General features: G+C 58.0%; 20 protein-coding genes and 4 tRNA genes. 10 read left to right on the forward strand and 14 right to left on the reverse strand.

From position 1 onward, the window contains the following. Positions 1–162 precede the first annotated feature (162 nt). Positions 163–948 (forward strand): TetR/AcrR family transcriptional regulator, encoded by a 786-nt coding sequence (locus tag HMPREF3011_RS07530; protein WP_038628098.1) that lies wholly within the window; start codon positions 163–165, stop codon positions 946–948. 62 nt (positions 949–1,010) lie between these two features. On the opposite strand, the gene clpX is transcribed toward HMPREF3011_RS07530, so the two are convergent. The 5 genes from clpX to HMPREF3011_RS07555 all read right to left on the reverse strand — a co-directional run bounded on the left by clpX (position 1,011) and on the right by HMPREF3011_RS07555 (position 5,342). Beyond that, positions 1,011–2,273 (reverse strand): ATP-dependent Clp protease ATP-binding subunit ClpX, encoded by a 1,263-nt coding sequence (gene clpX, locus HMPREF3011_RS07535; protein ID WP_070841351.1) that lies wholly within the window; start codon positions 2,271–2,273, stop codon positions 1,011–1,013. Between the two features lie 173 nt (positions 2,274–2,446). After that, the gene (locus HMPREF3011_RS07540; RefSeq protein ID WP_369707172.1) at positions 2,447–3,070 is read right to left on the reverse strand and encodes an ATP-dependent Clp protease proteolytic subunit; all 624 of its coding nucleotides are present in this window, start codon (positions 3,068–3,070) and stop codon (positions 2,447–2,449) included. Positions 3,071–3,116: 46 nt separating this feature from the next. Next, positions 3,117–3,689, reverse strand: a complete 573-nt coding sequence (locus tag HMPREF3011_RS07545; RefSeq protein ID WP_016422302.1) for an ATP-dependent Clp protease proteolytic subunit — start codon at positions 3,687–3,689, stop codon at positions 3,117–3,119. A 140-nt stretch (positions 3,690–3,829) separates the two neighbouring features. Beyond that, positions 3,830–5,293 carry a trigger factor gene (gene tig, locus HMPREF3011_RS07550; RefSeq protein ID WP_141737472.1) on the reverse strand — a complete coding sequence of 488 codons (1,464 nt, stop codon included), beginning with the start codon at positions 5,291–5,293 and terminating at the stop codon, positions 3,830–3,832. Beyond that, a tRNA-Pro gene (locus tag HMPREF3011_RS07555) sits at positions 5,266–5,342 on the reverse strand. Before HMPREF3011_RS07555 ends, tig begins: the two co-directional genes overlap by 28 nt. 562 nt (positions 5,343–5,904) lie before the next feature. On the opposite strand from HMPREF3011_RS07555, the gene HMPREF3011_RS07560 reads away from it, so the two are divergent. From HMPREF3011_RS07560 to HMPREF3011_RS07570, 3 genes are all read left to right on the forward strand, one after another. Then, a tRNA-Gly gene (locus HMPREF3011_RS07560) sits at positions 5,905–5,979 on the forward strand. 110 nt (positions 5,980–6,089) lie between these two features. Continuing rightward, a complete protein-coding gene (locus HMPREF3011_RS07565) occupies positions 6,090–6,323 on the forward strand; it encodes a hypothetical protein (RefSeq protein ID WP_038628093.1) in 234 nt (77 codons plus the stop codon). Positions 6,324–6,470: 147 nt separating this feature from the next. Continuing rightward, a complete protein-coding gene (locus HMPREF3011_RS07570) occupies positions 6,471–7,337 on the forward strand; it encodes a hypothetical protein (protein ID WP_038628090.1) in 867 nt (288 codons plus the stop codon). A gap of 16 nt (positions 7,338–7,353) precedes the next feature. Here the strand turns inward: HMPREF3011_RS07570 and HMPREF3011_RS07575 are convergent, their stop codons facing one another. Both HMPREF3011_RS07575 and HMPREF3011_RS07580 read right to left on the reverse strand, forming a co-directional pair. Further along, complete coding sequence (locus tag HMPREF3011_RS07575; protein WP_038628087.1) at positions 7,354–7,971, reverse strand: DJ-1/PfpI family protein; 618 nt, start codon at positions 7,969–7,971, stop codon at positions 7,354–7,356. A 102-nt stretch (positions 7,972–8,073) separates the two neighbouring features. Continuing rightward, the gene (locus HMPREF3011_RS07580) at positions 8,074–8,547 is read right to left on the reverse strand and encodes a ribose-5-phosphate isomerase (RefSeq protein ID WP_005511109.1); all 474 of its coding nucleotides are present in this window, start codon (positions 8,545–8,547) and stop codon (positions 8,074–8,076) included. Between the two features lie 228 nt (positions 8,548–8,775). Here HMPREF3011_RS07580 and HMPREF3011_RS07585 point away from each other — a divergent pair, with 228 nt between their 5' ends. After that, positions 8,776–9,981 (forward strand): TIGR04053 family radical SAM/SPASM domain-containing protein, encoded by a 1,206-nt coding sequence (locus tag HMPREF3011_RS07585; RefSeq protein WP_070628632.1) that lies wholly within the window; start codon positions 8,776–8,778, stop codon positions 9,979–9,981. 27 nt (positions 9,982–10,008) lie between these two features. Here the strand turns inward: HMPREF3011_RS07585 and HMPREF3011_RS07590 are convergent, their stop codons facing one another. Further along, a complete protein-coding gene (locus HMPREF3011_RS07590) occupies positions 10,009–10,653 on the reverse strand; it encodes a mycothiol-dependent nitroreductase Rv2466c family protein (protein WP_038628082.1) in 645 nt (214 codons plus the stop codon). 129 nt (positions 10,654–10,782) lie between these two features. Here HMPREF3011_RS07590 and pepN point away from each other — a divergent pair, with 129 nt between their 5' ends. Beyond that, positions 10,783–13,485 carry an aminopeptidase N gene (gene pepN, locus HMPREF3011_RS07595; RefSeq protein ID WP_070628634.1) on the forward strand — a complete coding sequence of 901 codons (2,703 nt, stop codon included), beginning with the start codon at positions 10,783–10,785 and terminating at the stop codon, positions 13,483–13,485. A gap of 67 nt (positions 13,486–13,552) precedes the next feature. Then, positions 13,553–13,951: a globin gene (locus tag HMPREF3011_RS07600; protein WP_038628076.1), complete on the forward strand. Its 399-nt coding sequence runs from the start codon at positions 13,553–13,555 to the stop codon at positions 13,949–13,951. Between the two features lie 19 nt (positions 13,952–13,970). Here the strand turns inward: HMPREF3011_RS07600 and HMPREF3011_RS07605 are convergent, their stop codons facing one another. The 5 genes from HMPREF3011_RS07605 to HMPREF3011_RS07625 form a co-directional block, all read right to left on the reverse strand. Further along, positions 13,971–14,777: a DUF8185 domain-containing protein gene (locus HMPREF3011_RS07605; protein WP_038628073.1), complete on the reverse strand. Its 807-nt coding sequence runs from the start codon at positions 14,775–14,777 to the stop codon at positions 13,971–13,973. 6 nt (positions 14,778–14,783) lie between these two features. Further along, positions 14,784–15,227 (reverse strand): acyl-CoA thioesterase, encoded by a 444-nt coding sequence (locus HMPREF3011_RS07610; RefSeq protein ID WP_016422286.1) that lies wholly within the window; start codon positions 15,225–15,227, stop codon positions 14,784–14,786. Positions 15,228–15,363: 136 nt separating this feature from the next. Further along, positions 15,364–17,034: an energy-dependent translational throttle protein EttA gene (ettA, locus tag HMPREF3011_RS07615; RefSeq protein WP_038628070.1), complete on the reverse strand. Its 1,671-nt coding sequence runs from the start codon at positions 17,032–17,034 to the stop codon at positions 15,364–15,366. A 304-nt stretch (positions 17,035–17,338) separates the two neighbouring features. Beyond that, entirely contained in the window at positions 17,339–17,878 is a 540-nt protein-coding gene (locus HMPREF3011_RS07620) for a single-stranded DNA-binding protein (RefSeq protein WP_038628068.1), read from the reverse strand. 233 nt (positions 17,879–18,111) lie between these two features. Further along, positions 18,112–20,259 carry a bifunctional copper resistance protein CopD/cytochrome c oxidase assembly protein gene (locus tag HMPREF3011_RS07625; RefSeq protein ID WP_070841352.1) on the reverse strand — a complete coding sequence of 716 codons (2,148 nt, stop codon included), beginning with the start codon at positions 20,257–20,259 and terminating at the stop codon, positions 18,112–18,114. Between the two features lie 110 nt (positions 20,260–20,369). Here HMPREF3011_RS07625 and HMPREF3011_RS07630 point away from each other — a divergent pair. Continuing rightward, a tRNA-Arg gene (locus tag HMPREF3011_RS07630) sits at positions 20,370–20,442 on the forward strand. A gap of 55 nt (positions 20,443–20,497) precedes the next feature. Here HMPREF3011_RS07630 and HMPREF3011_RS07635 read toward each other — a convergent pair. Continuing rightward, complete coding sequence (locus HMPREF3011_RS07635) at positions 20,498–21,142, reverse strand: TetR/AcrR family transcriptional regulator (RefSeq protein WP_038628064.1); 645 nt, start codon at positions 21,140–21,142, stop codon at positions 20,498–20,500. A gap of 269 nt (positions 21,143–21,411) precedes the next feature. Between HMPREF3011_RS07635 and orn the strand changes: the two genes are divergently transcribed. Together orn and HMPREF3011_RS07645 are read left to right on the forward strand one after the other, a co-directional pair. Continuing rightward, a complete protein-coding gene (gene orn, locus HMPREF3011_RS07640) occupies positions 21,412–22,065 on the forward strand; it encodes an oligoribonuclease (RefSeq protein WP_038628062.1) in 654 nt (217 codons plus the stop codon). Positions 22,066–22,208: 143 nt separating this feature from the next. Then, positions 22,209–22,284 (forward strand) — tRNA-His (locus tag HMPREF3011_RS07645). The last annotated feature ends 140 nt before the right edge of the window (positions 22,285–22,424 follow it).

Consider the following 22,424-nt stretch of genomic DNA (forward strand, 5'->3'; position numbering starts at 1 on the left):
GGGGGCGACGGGCTCAGTACAATTCTGAAAAACGGATAGCATTAGGCATGACTTACGGTCGTGTACTCATTTCACTAGAAAGAAGTCCGCGACTGACCAATTTCACCCCCGTTAGATAGCCAAAACCCCGTAGTCGCTCTCTAGTCCAAGCAAAGGATTTTCATGAAGTCTCCAGGCTCCTCTGATGCAATCCCCCATGCAGTCTTGGTGGCAGCACTTCAAGAATTCACCGCAAAGGGGTATGCAGATGCCCGTCTGGATGCCATTGCTGCCGCCTCTGGTGTCTCCAAGCGCATGCTTCACTACCACTGTGGTGACAAGATGGGACTCTACAGGGCGACGTGGGCACATGTGCTGGAGACCGTAAGGCCTGACGACGACGCCCTGCGTCCGCACTCCAATGTGCCGGTGGAAGCCCTGCAGCATGTAGTCGGCGTTATCTACGACTATTTCTCGGCGAACCCACTCGCCGTGCGGTTCATCATCCAGGAAAACCTGCATCCGGTCCTCCCACTTGAAGGCGTGACTGGGCTTGGTGGTCAGAGCCCTATTGTTTTGGAGTTTGACCGCATCTTGTTGCTCGGCCGCGATTACGGTGCATTCCGCACTGACATTTCCGCACTTGATCTTTATATTCTCGTGCTGTCGCTGGCCACCTTCCCCACCCTGCACCAACGGACTTTTGAAAACCTCTACGGCATTGAAATGCAATCGACGGTGCTGTCGGACAAGCTGCGTGAGTTCGCACAGGACACCGTGACCAGCCTGTTGACATCCTCGCCTCGCAACGAACCGGGAAGCTCGTACACTTCCCTGCTGGCCTCCCATGGTGCGAACTCGTCCGCACTTGGCGCAGAGGTCTATGGCGATCAGCCCAACCCAGAGACTCAGGACTTGGCTGCTGATGATGCCCCGGATTACCGCGACATCTACGGCATGGACGACTAGGGCTCCATACAGACACCAAAACCCGGTTAGAGCAGGCGCTCTAACCGGGTTTTCAGCTACCTTTACGCAGTCTTCTTGTTCTCGCTACGTTCAACGAGTTCCGGCGCTGCACCGTCCGTGATGCACTCCTTGTGGACAATGACCTCCGCGACGTCGTCACGCTCTGGGACTTCGAACATCACGGGAACCAAGATTTCTTCCATGATGCCGCGCAGACCACGGGCGCCGGTATTGCGGCTAATCGCCTTGGCAGCAATGGCGCGCAGTGCCTCGTCGTCGATGGTGAGGCGCACACCGTCCATGTCGAACAGGTGCTGGTACTGGCGGACCAGGGAGTTCTTGGGCTCAGTGAGTACGCGAACCAGCGCATCCTCATCGAGGTTGGTGACCGATGCGATGACGGGCAGGCGACCAATGAACTCAGGAATCAGGCCGAATCGAACGAGGTCCTCCGGCAGCACGTCGCGGAATGGATCCTTCATGTCCGCGTCGTTAGCCGAGGTGACATCTGCGCCGAAGCCCAGCCCCTTCTTGCCGACACGCTCCTGCACGACCTTCTCCAGACCGGCAAACGCACCGGCAACGATGAACAGGACATTGGAGGTGTCGAACTGAATGAACTCCTGGTTCGGCAGCTTGCGCCCACCCTGCGGGGGCACGGCGGCTACGGTTCCCTCGAGAATCTTCAGCAGCGCCTGCTGCACACCTTCACCGGAGACATCGCGGGTGATGGAGGTGTTTTCAGACTTGCGCGAGATCTTGTCAATCTCATCGACGTAAATGATGCCGCGCTGTGCCTTCTCGACGTCGAAATCAGTAGCTTGCAGCAGCTTCAACAGGATGTTCTCCACATCCTCACCGACATAGCCGGCCTCGGTCAGGCTGGTGGCGTCAGCGATTGCGAACGGCACATCCAGCTTGCGAGCCAGCGTCTGTGCCAGGTAAGTCTTGCCACAGCCGGTCGGCCCCAGCAGGAGAATGTTCGACTTTTGCAGCTCGACGTCGTTGTCCGACTTGGTCTCCGCAGCACGAAGGCGCTTGTAGTGGTTGTAGACCGCGACGGCCAGCGTGCGCTTTGCCATGTCCTGGCCGATGACATACTCATCGAGGAAGTCGCGAATTTCCAGCGGACGCGGCAGGCGGTCGTCGTTGCCAGTTGCCTCGCCGCCGGGGTTAAGCTCCTCTTCAATAATCTCGTTGCAGAGCTCGATGCACTCATTACAGATGTACACACCAGGTCCGGCAATCAGCTTTTTGACCTGCTTCTGACTCTTTCCACAGAAAGAGCACTTCAGCAAATCCGCACTTTCTTGCATACGCGCCATGAGGCTCCCGCCGCCGCCTTTCCGCATCGTTGCCAATAACTGCTTCAGACCAGCCTACCGTGAGTGTGCGCAAATACCGGCTTCCACGCCAAGGACGAGGCGAATTTCACGCGATCTCGCCCGGCGCTTTACGACGGCCAGTGCGCAGCACTCCAAAGAGACCATGTCCCCTTTTAGGCGTTGTGCTTGCGGTACTCGAAGACCTGGTCGATGATGCCGTACTCGACGGCCTCTTCAGCGGTTAGGATCTTGTCACGGTCGGTGTCCTTGCGGATCTGCTCTGCAGTGCGACCGGAGTGGCGAGCCAACGTCTCCTCCATCAGCTTGCGCATGCGCTCGATTTCGTTCGCCTGAATCTCCAGGTCGGAAACCTGACCCTGGATGCCCTGGGTAGCCGGCTGGTGAATGAGCACGCGCGCATTCGGCAGAGCTGCACGCTTACCCGGTGCACCTGCAGCGAGCAGCACAGCTGCCGCGGAGGCAGCCTGGCCCAGGCACACGGTCTGCACGTCGGGACGCACGTACTGCATCGTGTCGTAGATGGCCATCAGCGAGGTGAAGGAGCCGCCTGGGGAATTGATGTACATCGTGATGTCACGATCCGGGTCCAGGCCCTCAAGCACCAGCAACTGCGCCATGATGTCGTTAGCGGCGGTGTCATCGACCTGGGAGCCGAGGAAGATAATGCGCTCTTCGAAGAGCTTGTTGTATGGGTTGGATTCCTTAGCACCAAAGCTGGAGTGCTCCACGAAAGAAGGAAGCACGTAGCGCGACTGCGGCATCTGCATATTGTTCATCTCCATGTTGATTAAATCGCCTCTAATTATTCGCTACTGTCCGCTTTTAGCGTGCGGTGTCCTTGAGAGCGGTCACGACGTGGTCAACCAGGCCGTATTCCTTAGCCTCAGCTGCGGTAAACCAGCGGTCGCGGTCCGAGTCTTCCTCAATGCGCTCGACCGGCTGACCGGTGTGCTGCGCAATCAGACGAGCCATCTCCTTCTTGGTGGCAGCGAACTGCTCAGCCTGAATGGTGATGTCGGATGCGGTACCGCCAATACCTGCAGATGGCTGGTGCATCATAATGCGGGCGTGCGGCAGTGCGTAACGCTTGCCCTTAGCACCTGCGGCGAGCAGGAACTGGCCCATGGAAGCTGCCAAGCCCATGCCGTAGGTAGCCACGTCGCACGGAACAAACTGCATGGTGTCGTAAATGGCCATGCCGGCGGTGACGGAGCCACCCGGGGAGTTAATGTACAGCGAGATATCCGCCTCCGGGTCCTCAGCTGCCAGGAGCAGCATCTGACCGCAGAGCTTGTTGGCAATCTCGTCGTCGACCTGCTCACCCAGCCAAATAATGCGCTCCTTGAGCAGCTTGTCGAAAACTGTGTTCGTCGACATCTGGGCGTTATCGCTCATCTGTGTACTCCTTCTTCGTACGTGTGCGAGTTTGTCGTTCACTAGAGGGTAACGAAAAGGGCCGTCCCTTTGTTTCAGGAACGGCCCTTGTTCGCTATAAGCGTTGCAGCATAAGGAATGCGTCGCGCTAACGGCGGGGCTTACTCAGCCGAGTTGTCCTCAGCCTTGTCGGACTCAGCCTTCTCAGCCTCAGCTTCGACCTCACCGAAGTACTCGTTCAGATCGATTTCGTTGCCCTCGGTGTCCTTGGCGGAAGCCTTCAGGATCGAGGTGGCCAGAGCCTTGCCGCGGCGAACGTCTGCAAACAGGTTGCCGAGCTGGCCGGACTGCTGAATCTGCTGGATGAACTGGTTCGGGTCCATGCCGTAGGACTGAGCAGTGAACAGGATGTGGTCGGTGAGCTCCTGCTGGGAAACATCCGGCTGGATCTCTTCAGCCAGTGCGTCCAGGAACAGCTGGGTGCGGACAGCTTCCTCAGCGGACTTCTTGGAGTCCTCGTCGAACTGCTCGCGGGTGGTGCCCTGAGCCTCCAGCATGGAGTTCAGAACCTTCTCGTCGCCACCGAACTGACCCAGCAGCTGCTGCAGCTGGCCCTCGACCTGCTCCTTGACAACACCCTCCGGCAGAGCGATGGTGGTCTGCTCCATAGCGGCAGCCAAAACCTTGTCGCGAACCTGCTGAGCCTGCTCACCCTTCTTGGTGTTCTCGACCTGGCGGGCCAGGTCTTCCTTCAGCTCCTCGATGGTGTCGAACTCGGAAGCCATCTGAGCGAAGTCGTCGTCAGCTTCCGGCAGCTCGCGGACCTTGACGGACTGAACGGTAACGGTGACCTGAGCGTCCTCGCCCTCGTGCTCGCCAGCAACCAGCTTGGTGGTGAACTCCTTGGACTCGCCCTGGGACAGGCCGACAACAGCCTCGTCCAGGCCGTCGATCAGGTCGTCGGAGCCAACCTGGTAGGACAACCCCTCAGTGGAAGCCTCTTCCAGCTCTTCGCCGTCGATGGTGGCGGACAGGTCGATGGAGACGAAGTCGTCCTTCTCGACTGCGCGCTCGACGCCGGTCAGGGTGCCGAAGCGAGCGAGCAGGTTCTGCAGCTCAGCCTCAACAGCTTCCTCGTCGGCGACCAGCGGGTCAACCTCAACTGCGATGTCCTCGAACTTCGGCAGCTCAATCTCCGGGCGAACGTCAACCTCAGCGGTGAACTCAACGAGCTCGCCATCTTCCAGCTTGGTGATGTCAACCTCAGGCTGACCGATAACCTTCAGGTCCTCCTCGCGAACGACCTCGTCGTAGCGGGACGGAACCATGTCGTTGAGCACCTGCTCCAGGATTGGGCCGCGGCCGAAGCGGGCCTCAATCAGCTTTGCCGGTGCCTTGCCCTTACGGAAGCCCGGAATCTGGACCTGCTGAGCCAGTGCCTTGTAGGCGTTGTCGAACTCTGGCTTCAGCTCATCAAACGGGACCTCGACGGTAATCTTCACTCGGGTCTCATTCAGCTTCTCAACGGAAGACTTCACTGGTGCACTCTCCTGCAACTCGATGATTAATTCATAGACCACGGGAGTGCCCGTGATACTGGTCGGGGTAGCGGGATTTGAACCCACGGCCTTCCGCTCCCAAAGCGGACGCGCTACCAAGCTGCGCCATACCCCGTATGCGTCATTCGAAACCTAGCAGAAACCCCTTTGGAGCATCTGCACCGGGGCCCTCATAGTCGCGAAATCGCGTTTCCACAACGGACCCGTATAGATTTACCTGACGATTAATGAAATCACAAAACCACGCGTTTAACCAGGCTAATGCTCTGTCTGAAAACGCTTTACGACGCCATCGAGAGCCAACCTGCCAACTACTACTGGTTTCATGAAATCCATGCATATCACCGGGCGTTTGCATCACCTCGGCACTGCTTTTGGCGGCCTCGTTTACTGCAAACACTCCATTCGTCGGCCGACTCCCCAAAGAAGCCTCTCAAACGACTGCCCCTTTGTTGAGTCGTGTGACAGTGTAATCAACGGCTATACGCCTGTTTCACATACCCCACGTTGCTTTAGCTTCATTTTCTGTTTTTCCCGGCCACAGCCACTTTTCTTTAAAGCCTTCGAGAAAAACCTGGCATCGATTTTTGTATGTGCGCTTTAACGGGTTAATATGCCTTGTACCGAGACACGGCCTGATGGAGACGATTGAGTTTCTAAGCCGGATTTCTGTCTATGGGGATGTCGTATAGTGGCTAATACCTCAGCCTTCCAAGCTGAAGACGCGGGTTCGATTCCCGTCATCCCCTCCACGTAACCGGGAGCTTTGCTCCCGGTTTTTGTTTTTTCCAAGCTGATGCCCGGGGCCAGAAATTCTTCTGCCCTCTGTTCAGGATCCAGTGCCACAGGTACTCTGGGCACCATGAAGCCCACCATTATCGATGCCGATACTGGACACGAACTATGGACCGCGGTCGAATGCGCTGCTTTTTCCGGCACTGCACGTGGCACTTTCACCAGCTACGCTGGCCGCAAAAAGGCTCCTGAGCCCGTCGCGAAGCTTCATGGGTTGACCCTGTGGGATTCCGAAGAAGTTCGCGAATGGCACGCCAACCGGAGGAGCCGCACCCAGCACAACGATTCCACCGAGTCATAAAACCTGCCCAAAAGCCCATTCATTTCCTGGTTCCCGAGCTGCCTCTGTCGCACAGAGATGTCAGCTCGGGAACTTTTTGCGCTCTACATGCGTTGTTTCAAGTAATTACTAGCAATACTCGCAATTTCCTTTTTGGAGGCCTAGCCCATGGGGGCGTTAATCCTGATTGCTATCACCGTCGGCGGCGCAATTATCATCGCGTCGATGGCTCAAAACCGTTCTAACAGGGCCTTTGATGCCCGCCAGAACAATCAATTGGAAGACGCCGTCGCAGACGCCCGCCGATGGATTGAGCGGCTGGGCTCACAGGTACTGAACCTGGCTGGCACCGATTTGGCTTCCACGCAGGCTCTTGCTGACGCATCCGAGCGCTACAACGCCGCTTCCTCGCAGATTTCTACTGCACGCACCCCGGCACAGGCCCGGATGGCGCGCGAATCGGCGCTGGAAGGTCTGCACTACATCAATGCGGCTCGCGAAATTATGGGCTTGCCAGCGGGGCCGACACTGCCGCCGCTGGAGGGCCAGAAGGCCGCTGGTTCTGTGACCGAAACCCGCACCATTGAGCACGAAGGCCACTCGGTTACCGCCTCGCCATACGCCACCCCGGAAACCCCGAACTACTACCCCGGTGGCCGTGTCGCTGGCCGTCCGGTTCCAGCCGGTTGGTACTCCGAGCCCTGGTGGAAGTCCGCACTCCGCACCGGTGTCTGGACCGCAGGCTCAATGCTGCTATTCTCTACCCTCTTCCACGGTATGGCCGGCGTTGCCTACGGCGCTGATGAGTTCGCCAGCGGCATGGGCACCGGCGCCGATGACTTCGGCGGCACCGAGGACTTTGGCGCCGAAGACTTCGGTGGAGATGACTTTGGCGGCGACTTCGGTGGCGGCGGTGCAGATGCCGGTGACGCAGGCGACGGTGGAGGTTTCTTCGACGGCCTCTTCGGTGGTGGCGACGGTGGCAGTGACGGTGGCGGATTCTTCGACGGCGGATTCGACGGCTTCGATATTTAGAAAAAGCCCGGCGCCGCTATTTCGCTAAATCCGCAAAAGGATCTACAGTGCCGTCTGTCTGGGGCCGATACTCAATTTTTCTGGCGGCGAATCGACCAGCTTCCTTGCCAAGGATGCTGCTAATTAAAGCAACAGCCATATCCATACCTGCTGCGACTCCTGATGAGCTCCAGCGATCTCCGTCTTCAACCCATCGAGCCGCTTTCACCCACGTCACTTCGTTTCCGAACGAGGTAGCCCAATCAAAAGCCAACTTATTACTAGTTGCCCGCTTTCCTTCAAGAAGCCCAGCCGCAGCAAGCAGTGCGGAACCTGTGCAAACCGATGCCACTAACCGCGCCCGGGATCCGAGGTTGTTGAGCCAGTCCAAAAACTCTGCATCCTCAACTAGTGTTCTACTCCCGGCTCCGCCAGGAACTAGAAGAATATCGACCGTTTCGAGGTCAGCGGCACAACGTGTGGCGATAACCTGCGCCCCCTGAGCGCTGGTTATCGGACCAGCAATGTTGGCGACATATTCGACCTCAATCTCTGGGACATGGCCAAAAAGGCCAACCGGTCCAAATACATCCAAGAGCTCGAACCCGGGGAATAGCACAACAGTTACTCGACGATGCGCTTCTGAAATTGTCATACGACAATTCATACTCCGCCTATACATAAAAATGGGCTGGTTCCAGAGTTTTCTGGAACCAGACCCTTTTATTCCTATCAACAGATAGCGAACAACAACCCTTTAAGCCTCCGGCAGCTCCGGAGCAACGCCAGTCTTCTCGTACTCTGCGAGGATGTCAATGCGGCGCTGGTGGCGCTCCTCCTCGCTCCACGGCTGGGAGACGAAAGCATCGACGATGGCCAGGGCTTCTTCCTCAGAGTGCATACGACCGCCAAGGCCAATCAGCTGAGCGTTGTTGTGCTCGCGGGCGAGCTTTGCGGTCTCCACCGACCAAGCCAGCGCACAACGAGCGCCCTTGACCTTGTTAGCAGCGATCTGCTCGCCGTTGCCGGAACCGCCGAGCACGATACCCAGGCTGCCCGGATCGGCGACGGTACGGGAAGCCGCCTCGATGCAGAATGCTGGGTAGTCATCTGCAGGGTCGTAGGTGTGAGCGCCGCAGTCTACGACGTCGTGGCCAGCCTTTTCCAGGTGGGCCTTAATCAGGTTCTTCATCTCAAAACCGGCGTGGTCTGCACCAAGGTAAATACGCATGGCAGCAAGTCTAGCGGTTCCCACGGATTAAACGGTGTCTGCACCCGTTTTAGGTATTGCTTGACGACGTCTCCTGCGCAGCCGAATAGGGTGAAAAGTGACTGTATTTGCGTCTCAGCATGTCTTCGAAACCGGAAATTGGGTGCTTTTACCGTGTCTCCTGCGCCGCAAGCTCACTTCCAAGTCGATCCGGAAGCTCATGGCTCCCATGGGCATCATCACGCACCGGTGGTGCGAACGGTTCGGCATGACATCAACAAGAAGCCATTTATCGTCATTTGGGAGGTCACGCGGGCTTGTGGCCTAGTCTGCAAGCACTGCCGCGCTGATGCGCAACATGAGCCGCATCCGCACCAGCTTTCGACCACCGAGGGCAAGATGCTGCTAGAGACCCTGGCGTCGTATAGCAAGCCGAAGCCTCTTGTGGTGCTCACCGGCGGCGATCCTTTTGAGCGTGATGACCTGGAAGAATTGGTGCGATTTGGCACTGAGCACGGCCTGAACATGTCGCTGTCGCCATCGGTGACACCGCGGCTGACGCCGGAGCGGATCAAGTCGTTGCGAGAGGCCGGCGGTAAGGCGATGTCAATGTCGCTCGATGGCGCGACTGCTAAGACGCATGACAAGTTCCGTGGTTTTTCGGGAACTTTTGAAAAGACGCTGGAGATGGCTCCGCACATCAACGAGGCCGGTTACCGACTGCAGATCAACTCGACCCTGACCAAGGGAAATATCCATGAGGCACCAGCGCTGCTGAAGACCGTCATGGAGATGCAAGCCAAGATGTGGTACGTCTTTTTCCTCGTCCCCACTGGTCGCGGTGCGGATTTGGGCGCTTTGTCGCCGGAGGAACGCGAGGATGTTCTGCACTGGTTGTCGGATGTGTCCAACCGAATTGCCATCAAGACGACGGAGGCGCCGCAGTATCGGCGCGTCGTTATGCAGCAGGAGGAGGCGATAGAAAAGGGGCTGCCACCCTATGAAGGCGGCGAGCTCTACCGCTACTTGACCGAGGAAACGACAAAGCTGCTCGGCGCTGTGCCGGAAAAGCCGCGCCGACCGCGCTCCCCGATGGCCGTCAATTCTGGTTCCGGTTTTGCCTTCATTGACCATATCGGCGATGTCTACCCCAATGGTTTCCTGCCGTTGCACTGCGGCAATGTGAAGGCCACACCATTCCAGGAAATCTATTCGAACTCGCCGGCTTTTAAGGCTCTCCGCGACCCGGACAATTGGCACGGCAAGTGCAGCGTCTGTGAATACCACAGCGTCTGTGGCGGATCCCGCTCGACGGCCTACGCGTTGACCGGGGATTACACGGCATCCGACCCGACCTGTATCTACATTCCGCCGCGGTGGGCTGCGATGAGCGAAGAAGAACGGCAGGCTTCCACCGGGCAGAATGCTGAAGCTGGGGCGGGTCAGCTCTCTTAGCCGCACGCCCCAGCTGCTACAGGTTTCTTAGTCGAAGCGCGGATCCTCAGTGCGAGAGCGCTTAATTTCGAAGAAATACGGGTAGCTGGCGACGGCAACCGAGCCGTCGAAAATCTTGCCGGCTTCTTCGCCGCGTGGGATACGGGTAAGCACCGGACCGAAGAAGGCAACGTCGTTGAGCTTGACCACCGGAGTGCCGACGTCGTTGCCGACCTCCTTCATGGCCTCTGCGTGGTTTTCACGCATGAGCTCATCAAACTCTGTGGTCAGAGCCTGGGCCAGACGCTCTTCCGGCAGGCCAACCTCTGCGAGGGTTTCCTTAATCAGCTCGTCGAATGCGTGCTCCGGCTCGTCGACATGCGCATGACGATCGATGCGGTTTTCGTTGTGAATCTTCGTGCCCAGCGCGGTGTAGAGCTTGTCGACGGCCTCCTGACCATCCTGGGAGAACACTGCATTAAACAGGCGTGCCGGGGTCCAGTTGCACTGCATCATGAACTTGTACTCTTCCGGCAGTTCGTCGCGGCCTTCATTGAGTACTGACAGGCTCATCGGCTTCCACTCGACCTCGATGTCGCGGACCTTTTCGACTTCCTTAATCCAGCGCGACGTCACCCAGCAAAACGGGCAGGAAACGTCGAAGTAGAAAGTGACCTTGTCTCGATTGCTCATGTGAAAGTCCTCCTAAATCATTGATTGACTTATCAACGACTATAGGGCGGAATTTTTCGGCTTGCATTCATGTTTTCCGCGCTCACTCAGAATCCTTCTCAAATCCGGGGTCGTGGTTACACTTGTCGCATGACTTCCACGAACCTAACCAGGACCGAGGCTGCCGACCGTGCGGCCATGCTCGAGGTGTCCCACTACGACATCTCTCTCGATCTCACCACCGCACCTGTCGGTGGGCCGCACAGCGCACCAACATTCGCTTCCAAGACCACAATTTCTCTGACGGCGAAGCGCGCTGGTTCCACCTTTATTGATCTGCGTGATGCTGTTGTTAAGAGTGTGACCATCGACGGCGTCGATGCCACGGAGGCCGCTCGCTATGCCAGCGAGACCGGCATTAACCTGGACCTGACCGACGGTGACCACACCATCGTTATCGACGCGGACTGCCGTTACACCAACAACGGCCAGGGAATTCACCGCTTCCAGGATCCTGCCGACGGCGAAACATACCTGTACTCGCAGTTTGAAACTGCCGACGCCAAGCGCGTGTTCGCCTGCTTTGACCAGCCGGATTTGAAGGCGACGTATTCAATCCACGTCGTGGCACCGAAGGGCTGGAAGGTTATTTCCAACTCGGTGGCCAAGACCGGCGCCACCACCGATGTCCACGGCAATGAGGCCGATACCTTCGACTTCTCGGTGGATGTTCCCCTGTCGACGTATCTCATCGCAGTCTGTGCGGGCCCATGGTACGAGGTCGCTGACTCGTGGACCGGCACTGTCGCACCGCACCCGGAAACCCCTGCCGAACACCAGCCGGAGGGCGAGCTGACCATTCCACTGGGGCTCTACTGCCGCCAGTCCATCGCCGAGTACCTCGACGCTGACACTCTGTTCAAGGAGACCAAGGAGGGCTTCGACTTCTACGCCAAACATTTCGGCGAGCCCTACCCGTTCGGTAAGTACGACCAGATCTTCTGCCCGGAGTACAACATGGGCGCGATGGAAAACGCCGGCTGTGTGACCATCCGCGACGAGTACGTCTTCCGCTCCAAGCCCACCCATTACCTCTACGAACGCCGCAACGACACCATCCTGCATGAGATGGCTCACATGTGGTTCGGCGATCTGGTCACCATGCAGTGGTGGGATGACCTCTGGCTCAATGAGTCCTTCGCCACCTGGTCGGCCGCCGCCGCTCAGGTCGAGGTTTCCGATTACAGCCACGCTTGGACCACTTTCGCCAACGTCGAAAAGGCCTGGGCCTACAAGCAAGATCAGCTACCGTCGACGCACCCGATTGCCGCCGACGCCAGCGACATTGACACCGTCGAGCAGAACTTCGACGGCATCACCTACGCCAAGGGCGCGTCCACCCTCAAGCAGCTGGCCGCCTACGTTGGTCAGGATGCTTTCCTCGCCGGTGCTCGTATGCACTTTGCCCGTCACCGCTTTGGCAATGCCACCTTCGCGGATCTGCTGGACGCGCTCTCCGAGGCTTCCGGTCGCGATCTGTCTGGCTGGGCCGATCAGTGGCTGACCACCACCGGTATCACCACCCTGGCACCGGACTTCCGCCAGTCGGCCGGTAAGTACACCTCCTTCGCAGTCACACAGGAAGGTGCCGAGCCGGGTGCCGGAGAACTCCGCGATCACCGAATCGCCGTGGGTATCTACAACCTGCGCGGCACCGAATCGGATGCCGTACTCGAGCGCACCAAGCGCGTGGAAATCGACGTCCGTGGTGCACGCACCGAAGTCCCAGAGCTGGTCGACACTCCAGTCGGCGATGTCGTGCTGGTTAACGACGACGACCTCACCTACAGCATGATCCGCTTGGACGAAGGCTCGCTTGCCACCGTCATCGACAACATCGGTGCCTTCACCGATTCAATGGCACGCACCCTGTGCTGGTCCGCTACCTGGCAGATGGTTCGCGCAGGTCAGATGCGCGCTCGCGACTTCGTCAACCTGGTGCTCCGCGGCATCCCGGGCGAGGACAAGCTCTCCGTCTTGGAGCGCGTCATCGCTCAGGCGGTCAGCGCCGTCAACGTCTACGCCGATCCACAGTGGGCTGATTCCACCGGCCGCGACCTGCTGGCTCAGGGCCTGTTGGACTACGCGAAGAAGGAAACCGACGCCGACCGCGCCCTGGTTTTCGTTAACGCTTTGACCACCGTGGGCTCGTCGAATAGCGACGTCGTTGACGCACTGCGCGCCATCTACGCTGGCGACGCAGACAAGGCTGGTTTCCCAGCTGTCACAGTAGACACCGACATGCAGTGGCGCGCCCTGAAGGCGCTGGTTTCCGCCGGTCTCGAAGGCGAGGAAGCCATCGCAAAGCTTGAAAAGACCGACAACTCGGCACTCGGTGCGCAGGCCGCCATCGCCTGCCGCGCCTCTGTGCCGACGCTCGCCAACAAGTCCCGCGTCTGGGCAGAGGCGACGGTCTCCGGCAACGATGCCCCGTCGAACCTTGTCATTCGCCACTTGCTGGCCGGCTTCAACGCGCCGGGCTCGGGTGAGGTGCTCGCACAGGCGCTTGACGACGACTCCCGCGCCACCATCAACGCGGAGCAGTCGGCGACTTCGCTGTCGGAGCACTTCTTCGCCGTTGCCAACAGCTGGTGGAAGCAGTTCTCCTCCGAGACGGCCCAGACTCTGCTCGAGGGCTTCTACCCCACCTGGGAGATCAGCGAGTCGGCAATTGCGGCCGCTCAGCGCCTGCTCGACAGCGATGAGACTGCGTCGCCGGTCAAGCGCATCATCTCTGAGCAGCAGTTCCTGGTGAAGCTCGCTCTTCGTGCCCGCGAGTTCGACGCGAAGTAGCAAGTGATTTCGGCCGGCACTTTGGCCGTTATCGTTTTCGTGGCATCAAGTCGATAGACTTGGTGCCATGACAACTTCTCAGACGCTCTTTGACTCCGTCGGCGGCGAGGATGTCTTCAATCGCATCGTCCATGGCTTTTACACGCGTATGCGTTCCGATGACCTCATCGGCCCGATGTACCCCAGCGATGACTGGGAGGGCGCCGAGGATCGACTCCGCATGTTCCTCGTCCAGTACTGGGGCGGGCCGCGTTCGTACAGCGAACAGCGTGGTCATCCGCGCCTGCGCATGCGCCACATGCCGTTTTCCATCGGCGAAGCCGAACGCGACCGCTGGCTGGAGATCATGAGCGCCTCACTCGCAGACATTTCCGATGAAGAGCTCCCCCGCCCTCAACGCGAAGCCATGTGGAATCACATGGTGCAGGTCGCTGACATGCTCATCAACCGCTTCGACGCGCAGTAGGAATTATGCTCCTACCCCGCTAGTTCAGCAGCGGCAGCACGCCAAAGGACTCGAGCGTAAAGATCGAGCCAAACCGCCCATCCAGCCGGTGCCACCGTCCCTTCGTGGACACGCGCACCGGCTCTTTTTCATCCGGTTGCTCCGGAATGAAGCCCATCGCACACAGCGCAAACACATCCCGCATGGTCACGTCCACCACGCTTTTCGACGTCTCCTGCGACTGCCCCTCCCCTGAGTCAACAGTGGCTTCACCGGCCTCGCCGCTGACAGTAAGAACCTTCTGATCTAGCAGAGATGGCGGCATACCCATGGGGCCGGAAGATTCCACCGCGACCGCGCGCCCCTGCTTCTCGAGAGTCCGGAAAGCAGTGGCCGGAACATAGTCGACAACCTGCCATCCTTCCGGAACTGGCAAGAATCCCGGCCAGGAGGACGCCGACTGCGCATGCACCCGGTACGGCAGCGCGGTGAGCGAAGCTTCCTTGTCCTCCGCATCGTCGGATGATTTTGCCTGCGCGAAGGCACGCACTGCGATGTCTTTAATCTCCGCGGCAGTGACGATGATGTCGTCGGGAAGCGCATGTAGCGCAATTGTGCGCATGGCGAGCGGGCCGATCGGGGTCTTCACCCATACCTGTGACATTGCTGGCGCAGCGGTGGGCTCGGGCGAGGAACTGATACCGGCGACGGTGGTGGTCTTTCGTGCGCGGATGCGAAGCAATGTGTTCTCGTCGAGGGCGTAGGCCTTATGGGCTAGGACGCCCAGATTCTTCAGGGCATCGGGAGTGCCGAAGGTCAGCTCGGCAGCGGGATGAGAAGTGGTCACGGCGAATTACTTGTCCTGGTCTTCCTTGTTGTCCTCGATTGCGGGAGCTGCAAAACGCTCCAGTTCACGGCGTGCAGACGGGGAGAGCTCGACTGCCTTCGCAGTCTTGAGATCAAACATCACCATCACGGTTTCAAGCACAGCCACGATGTGATCATGCTGGTCGGAGATAGTCTGGCGGAGTGTGAAAGAGGTGCGACCGAAGTTGATGATCTCGGTCTCAACCACAACTTCCTGGGTGTCCGGCAAGATAGCGCGGACGTAGTCGATCTCCAGGCGACGCACCACTGCCGCAGGCATCCCTGCCCCGCCGCCGAGACCGCGCATAACAAAGTCCAGACGAGCCTGCTGGGCGTATTCCAGGAATGCGGTGTTGTTAGCGTGGCCGTACTGATCGAAATCAGACCAGCGGATAGCAACGTTGGTACGAAATGGTGCTGATTCAGTCATACCCAGAACTATAGGCGTTTTCTGGAGCTACGAGCCTGCAAATAACGCGAAAGCCCGGGACCTGTGCACTGGTGCGAGCCAGTCCACACTGTTCCGGGCTTTGCCGTTGGCAAAAACCAGATTCGCGGGAAACAGATTAGCGGGTCAGGCGACGGTGAGTGACACGCGACGGGCGCGCAGCCTCCTCGCCGTAACGCTCAATCTTGTTCTTCTCGTAGCCCTCGAAGTTGCCCTCGAACCAGAACCACTTGCCCTCTTCGAAGTTGCCTTCCCATGCGAGGATGTGGGTACAGGTGCGGTCCAGGAACCAACGGTCGTGAGAAATGACCACGGCACAGCCCGGGAAGTTCTGCAGCGCGTTTTCCAGCGAAGACAGGGTTTCGACGTCAAGGTCGTTAGTCGGCTCATCCAGGAGGATAAGGTTTCCGCCCTGCTTGAGGGTCAGCGCGAGGTTCAGACGGTTGCGCTCACCACCGGAGAGAACCTTCGACGGCTTCTGCTGGTCCGCGCCCTTGAAACCAAAGGCAGACAGGTACGCACGAGACGGCATCTCGTTCTGGCCGACCACGATGTAGTCGAGACCATCAGAGACAACCTCCCAGACGGTCTTTTCCGGATCGATATTTTCACGGCCCTGGTCAACGTAGCTGAGCTGAACAGTCTGCCCGACCTTGACCTCACCGGAATCCGGCTGCTCCAGCCCCACGATGGTCTTAAACAGGGTGGACTTACCCACACCGTTCGGGCCAATCACACCGACGATGCCGTTACGCGGCAGGGTGAACGACAGGTCCTTAATCAGGACGCGGCCATCAAAGCCCTTCTCCAGGTCCTTGACCTCAACAACCTGGTTACCCAGGCGCGGCGGGGTCGGAATCTGAATTTCTTCGAAGTCGAGCTTCTTGTACTGCTCGGCTTCCTCCACCATCTGCTCGTAGCGCTCCAGACGGGCCTTGTTCTTGGCCTGGCGAGCCTTCTGCCCCGAGCGGACCCACGCCAGCTCATCCTTCAGGCGCTTCTGCAGCTTGGCGTCCTTCTTACCTGCAACCTCAAGGCGCTCAGCCTTCTTCTCCAAGTAAGTCGAGTAATTGCCCTCGTACGGGTAGAGCTTGCCGCGGTCGACCTCACAAATCCAGCCAGCGACGTGATCCAGGAAGTAACGGTCGTGAGTCACGGCCAGGACAGCGCCCGGGTACTTAGCCAGGTGCTGCTCGAGCCACAGCACGGACTCGGCGTCCAGGTGGTTAGTGGGCTCGTCGAGAAGCAGCAGATCCGGCTCGGAGAGCAGCAGCTTAGCCAGTGCTACACGACGACGCTCACCACCGGAGAGGTGAGTAACCGGCTCATCTGCCGGCGGGCAGCGAAGCGCATCCATTGCCTGCTCAATCTTGGAATCCAGCTCCCAAGCATCAGCAGTGTCGAGCTCCTCCTGGAGCTTGCCCATTTCTTCCATGAGCTCGTCGGTGTAATTGGTGGCCATCTCCTCGGCGATGGCTTCAAAACGAGCCTTCTTCTCGAAGATGTCGCCGAGGCCCTCCTCGACGTTGCCGCGAACGGTCTTCTCCTCGTTCAGCGGAGGCTCCTGCAGCAGGATGCCAACAGTGGCGCCCGGCTCCAGGAAAGCTTCACCGTTACTCGGCTGATCCAGGCCAGCCATAATCTTCAGAATCGACGACTTACCTGCGCCGTTCGGACCGACCACGCCGATCTTTGCGCCCGGGTAAAACGCCATGGTGACGTTGTCGAGAATAACCTTATCGCCGTGCGCCTTGCGCACGTTTTTCATCTGGTAGATGAACTCACCCATGATGGAATTTCGTCCCCTCGTAAAAAGGAAATAAGCAATCCCTGTAGAGGTTACGCATAGGAACCAAAAGGCACAATCTACATGGGCGTACCCGCAATCCTTTCCCACCAAAGTCTCTGCCAGGCTACTAGCAAAACTAGCTGCGAGATAACGCTGCCGAATCGTATGCGATCCCTCCCCCTTTCTCAGCAGCGTCACCTCACATGCAGCAAATACCCCTCCCCTCTTTTAGCGGCACCCCCCTTAATCCGCTCTAGAACGGCCAACTAACTCCTTGCCTGGAACTGGCCAACTAACTCCGTCACTAAAACGGCGCACTAGCTCCTGCACCAGCCATTTCTTGCTGCTCAGCACGAGCTGCACTTGTGTTCCCAGCCTCACTAGCGTCGCCAGCACCAGCGCTGAATGTACGCACTGTCTCGGTAACCGAGGCGTCCGATTCCCCAGCAGAAGCCTCACCAAGACCCGTCGGCGACTCATGCGGCTTCTCAGTCATAGTCTTGACCGTCGCCAGGTGACGACGCAGATTCGGCCCCACCGCCTTAGCAATGATCTTCTGGCGCTGATGCTTCGTACCATCATCGCCCTCCCAACGATCCGTACGAACGTGACCGTGGACAATAACGGCTTGGCCCTTCCACACCGTGTTATTCACGTTCTCGGCTAGTTTGCCCCAGCATTCAACATCAAAATATGACGTCTCCGACTGCTCCCAACCATTCTCCCCCTTCCATGACTTGCTGGATGCCACAGAAAACTTGCAGACCTTTGCCCCAGAATTGGTATTTCGATTTTCCACATGATGGACCACATTGCCCACCACGGTAATAACTGCCTCAGACATCGGGCTCCTCCCCCAAAAGAAAGCGTTTACCTACTGCGGCCGAATAATCCGAAGATGTCTCATTCGTGCCGTGCCAACTACTTTTCCGGCTCCGGGAGGCAAGCGAAAGAGGCAAACAAAAAGCCTGTGGATAGTTTCGTCTAAAATACAACTATCCACAGGCTTCATATGAAGGTGAGGGGCGAGGTCGCAGCAATCCTCGTCGTCAAGCGAACGAAATCTGCTTAACGACGCTACCTTCCGCGCCTCTTCGAGGCATCAATCGGATTGTCCATGTGCACCGGATGCTGCGCGTCAACCTCTGAGGTGTAGTAGTCGCACTCATCTTCGCCACCGACACCGACCTGCTGGCTCATGCGAGCGAGCATTTCGTTGTATGCAGCCAACTCCTCATCGTTGTTGCGGTCTGCGACACGGTCGTAGCGTGCTGCATCCTTCTCGTCAGAGCGTCGCCACTGCACAAACAGCGCAACGGTAACGATGTAGAGCGGAACCTCACCGGCAGCCCACGCGACGGCACCGCCGACATTCTGATCTTCCAAGAGATTGACTGCCCACGGGAGATCAAGGCTGGCGTAGTAGGTCTCGGCGAGCACCTGCTGCGACTGCATTAGCGAAATACCGAACCAAGCGTGGAACGGTAGCGACCCCATCAGCGTGACCAGTTTGACCGACGGCGCAATCTGCTGCGGTGCGGCATCGACACCAATAATGACCCAGTAGAAGATGTAACCCGAGATCAGGAAGTGGATGTTCATGAACACGTGACCTGCGTGCTCATCGGCCAGGAAGTCGTAAATCGGTGTCATGTAGAGCAGGTAGAAACCTGCAACGAACTGCACCGTCGCCACCACCGGGTGCGTGAGGAAACGCGACACCGGGTTGTTGATGAAGACCACCAGCCACTCACGAATACCCGGCAGACCATCACGTCCAGCCGGCTTCAGCGCACGCAACGCCAGCGTGACCGGACCACCCAGCACCAGCATGACCGGAATGCCCATCGAGTAAAGCATGTGGGCAATCATGTGCACAGAGAACAGAGCCGGCATGTACACACCCAGTGCGCTGCACGAAGTAAACAGCAAAGTTGCGCAACCGCCGAGCCACCACAGAGTGTTGGACAGCGGCCAGGTACCGCCGCGCTTCTTCAGCAAGTAGAGCCAATACAGGTAAATCCATGCGGCGATAATCGCGGCAGAGCCGAAGAAAATGTCAAAGCGCCACTGCGTGAACATGGCCTCCCAGCCGAATGGGATCTCCAGGTTGTAGCCGAGCTTGACCTGCATCTGCGTAATGGACGGCAGGCCCTCACCACCGGCCTGCTCAGAGAAATTCGGTGGCGGCGGAGTACGGCCGAGGGCCACGGCAACGCCAATCGTGAGCGCCATAATGATGACCTCAACAATGGCCAGTCGCCAGAACGGGCGATTCGACTGGGCACGCTCAATCTCCGGGATGGTGATCTTGCGGTGCACATAGCCACACAGGCCCAGCAAGATGGTGAGCACCGCCTTGACCAGCACCATGATGCCGTAGTTATTGCTGACCAGGTCAGACCAGTCAATATTGATGGCTGCGTTAATGAAGCCAGAGGCAGACATTGCAATGAATGCAACCAACGCCACGAAGGAGTAGCGCTTCACGACCTCTGGCATCCACTCACCACGACGACGCGCGTGGCCAACCAACGCCATCAAACCGCCGACCCAAAACACAGTGAAAGTCAAGTGCCAGATGTAGGAGTTGGTGCCGTAGTCATGCGCACCACCGGAGGCGTTGTGGCTCACAACAGCCAGCGGCATCATCGACACCAAGCTGATGGCGAAGAACACCGGCTGCCAAATCCATTTACGAGTCAGCGATGAGCCGAGCGCCACAATGCCCGCAAAAATAGCTACCCACAGCCACGCCAAGCCCTCCTTGGTCTGCTCCAAAGACACAGCCCAGTTACTCAGCTGAATCGTCGTTGACAGCGGCTGGCCCGACACATCGGAGAGAACCAGCGGAATCTCCATCAGCGCCATGAGACCCCAGCCGAGCATGGCCCACATACCCGTACGGGATGCCGTGTAGCCGTCGAGGCCCAAAGTGCCGTCGGCACGCTGCTTCGTACCGAAAGCAGCGAGCATAAACGAGCCGACACCGAGACAAGCGAGCAACTCACCGGTCGCCTTGGCGAACGGAAACCCGAAGGTAGTGATTGTGCCCGGATCAGGAATGCCCAACGTGGCGCGCGAATCCATGTTGAACGCCATCGAGAGCAAACCAGCTAGAACGCCGCCGATAAGCACAAAAACAACGTACCAACCAGCAGATTTACGGACTTTCTTATCCTTGCTAACAGGCGGAGAGGTCTCGGCCTTGGTCGTGGCAGTCATAGCCCTAAGCTTAGCGACCAAATTCCCTAGAGCAGAACCGGTAACACCACTGGGATTAGAACCGGTTGTGATTGGCTGTGCCAGAGACGCTACAATGCTTTTCTTAGCTGGCCTCCATAGCTCAGTGGACAGAGCAGTCGGCTTCTACCCGATTGGTCGAGGGTTCGAATCCTTCTGGGGGCGCAAAAATAACCCGCCTGGCCTGGTTTTATACCAGCATCAGGCGGGTTTTTACCTTTTAGTCCTTCTTGTTATCCGCGGGATCCGGACGCAAGTAGCGGTCAACCATGTCGACAACCTCTTCGACAGATTTCTTGTCTAGCGCAGCATCCTTTCCATCCGGACGCCACACCAGCACCATCGTCTGAATCAGACGGTAAATGTTGCGTGCCAACTGATATGGGTCGTGCTCGCGAATAGTGCCATCTTCCTGCCCGTGACGGACACCGGGGAGAATGAACTTCTCCACAATCTCCAGCTGAGTGTCGCTCATCTCTCCAGTGAGCGCTTCTAAGACGCGGTCGGGATCTGTCTTGACCAGGCCAGGGAAAAAGTCACTTTCGATGATGCGTTGAACGACGATTCGAATACGCAGCAACATACGAGCGCGTGAATCGCCAGGGACATAACGGAGCCCCTCAAGCATGTGCAGGATTTCGCGGTTGGTCACTTCCGCGAGAAGCTCGCCAATATCGGCGTAACGGCGATATACAGTCGGCCGCGAAACCCCTGCCTTGCGAGCAATTTCTGCAATCGAAGTCCTACGAAAGCCCACAGTCATTACGCTCTCACGAGCAGCGGCAATGATGACATCATCGACGGATGGTTTCTGTGCCGCGGTGTTGCTTTGAGCAGCGTCGCCAACACGGCTCGTCTCATCCATGTAACTATTTCTCCCGTTGGAATCCGAATTCAGAAGTAATTTTATCAGGCAAATAGGTCGATTTAGTTCATGCCCCGTTGTCCAATTCTAAAACCTCACTTTCCAGTTAATTTCGTTTCCCCACAATCCGCCTCAAAATCGGCACGCTAAACCACATCACAATCCACATCGCTAAGCTGGGCGTAGTCAACACGCGCCCCGCAGCCCAGTCCGGGCACAAAATAAGGCGCACTGCAGAAACATGCCGAATCTCAGCGAAAGGTGAAATCATGGCTCAGCCCAATCCCGATCTCCAGCTCTCCCCTGAGCTCGACCGGATTGTGTGGATTGACTGCGAGATGACAGGCCTCGAGCCCGAGCGCCACGTCATTGTCGAAATCGCGGCTCTCGTCACCGATGCCAACCTCAACGTGCTTGGAGAAGGTGTGGACATCGTCGTGCACGCGTCCGAGACTGAATTGGCACAGATGGACGATTTCGTCACCAAGATGCATGCAAAGTCCGGCCTGGATCAGGAAATACGCGCAAGCAAGACAAATGTCGCCGACGCCGAACAAGCTGTTCTGGACTACATCCACCAGTGGGTTCCCGAGCCCCGCACCGCTCCGCTGGCAGGAAACTCGATTGCTTCCGACCGCAAGTTCATCCACCGCTACATGCCAGAGCTCGATCAGCACCTGCACTACCGCATGATTGATGTCTCTTCCTTCAAGGAACTGGCCCGCCGTTGGTACCCCCAGGTTCTCAAGGGCGCTCCAGAAAAGGGTCTCGCTCACCGAGCTCTCGCAGATATCAAGGAGTCGATCCGCGAGCTGGACTACTACCGCCGCGCCATGCTTCTGCCCCACCCTGGCCCCGATGCCGACGCTGTTTCCGCCGCAAGCAAGGAATCCACAGAAAAGTACGGTGAAATTCGCGGCTAGCTCGCTTTACGACGGCCCCAAACCCTAACCCTCTCCAATTTTATCCGGGTTGACCTGCTGTTTTTGTTTCCAGCCCACTGTGGGCTACCATATAGTTCGCTGCAGAGATGAACTGAGAAAACAGCTCATTTAATGCGGTAATGGTGACTGTAGTTCAGTTGGTAGAGCACCAGGTTGTGATCCTGGGTGTCGCGGGTTCGAGTCCCGTCAGTCACCCCAAGTAGAACCCTCGGCCAGGATTTTTCCTGGCCGAGGGTTTTGTGTGTCCGCCTACCACGCGGGTCTCGGGTTAATAGACAAAGTGTGTCCACCCAGCGTGTCGCCGGGATGGGTCCTTTTGCTACTTATCCCCCCCCACA

It is taken from the genome of Corynebacterium sp. HMSC074C04, assembly GCF_001838295.1.
Taxonomy (GTDB): Bacteria; Actinomycetota; Actinomycetes; order Mycobacteriales; family Mycobacteriaceae; genus Corynebacterium; species Corynebacterium amycolatum.